1 protein-coding gene is annotated in these 1,130 nt (G+C 46.7%); it reads right to left on the reverse strand.

The features are described from left to right. Positions 1 to 141: 141 nt before the first annotated feature. On the reverse strand, positions 142 to 1,130 hold a 989-nt coding region (locus A3766_RS25680), incomplete at its 5' end, for a 2Fe-2S iron-sulfur cluster-binding protein (RefSeq protein WP_156509142.1).

A 1,130-nucleotide genomic window follows, 5' to 3' on the forward strand; every position in this document is an offset into this window, starting at 1 on the left:
ATAATGCCGACAAAGAAGTATTCGAAGGGCTTATCGAGAATCTTGAGCTGCCAAAATTGCCCCTACCTGAGTCTCGATAGCCACTGAGCTAGACAGTATTTCTGCTTGGCTCTAAAACCATCATGCTTGCGCCACTAATATTTAAGAACGTGGCGCATATTCCAGAACATCGGAGAAGAAGTCTTGTTCTTCTAATCCGGCTTCCAGCAAGGCGTCCATTGCAGAATGAACAAGCTTTGGCGAGCCACTAACAAAAACCTTACTATCCGCTAAATTTGAAAAGTCTGCTAATACCGCATCACTCAATTGATTGTGATGAGCGTTTGCATCTATGTTTTCAATGTCTGCGATAAGCGGGTGGAATTCAAAGTGATCATATTTCGATGCCCACTCCTCAGCCAACTCTGCCAAGTACATATCTTCTTCTTTTCTAACTCCCCAATATAAGGCAAGCGGAAGCGAATAATTCTGCGCCAGGAGATAGTCAATAATAGACTTCATTTGAGCAAAGCCGGTACCAGCAGCCATCAAGATTAGCGGCTTATCAGGCACTTTTGGCAAACAAGCCTTTCCAAACGGTAAAGAGATCGTGACACTGGCTCCACTCTCCAACGCGTCCTTACAGTAGTCCACAATTTCAACCGCTGAGTTCAAGTGCGGATCAGCCTGAATGTGGAGGGTGATTTCTCGCAAGCCAGGCGCTGAAGCGATAGAAAAATAACTACCAGCATCCTTACCCGGCATCTCAAGTGCCAAATACTGCCCGGCATAAAACTCCGGCAGCTTGCCCGCAGGTAACTGCAACTCAACTTTATAAACATGCCCTCTAATCACTTCGACAGCGATTACTCGGCAAACCGTTTTCTTCACAGGCAATTCTCCTGGCCCATAGATATTATCTATTGTAATTTTGCTTGAGTTCACTGGCCAAGTCTGGCACAGCAACAAGTCTTTCTGTAGTGGCCCCTGAACCAGCTCCCTTCGGGGGCCGAATTCAACTTCGCCAGAAACGAGCTTGGCCCGGCATATCTCACAAACCCCGTTGCGGCAACTGACGGGCAACTTCAAGGCATATCTGTCAGCAATTTCATATACTGACTCTCCCGCATCAAAAGCCAATTCGTATGTGC

Source organism: Oleiphilus sp. HI0132, from assembly GCF_001635845.1.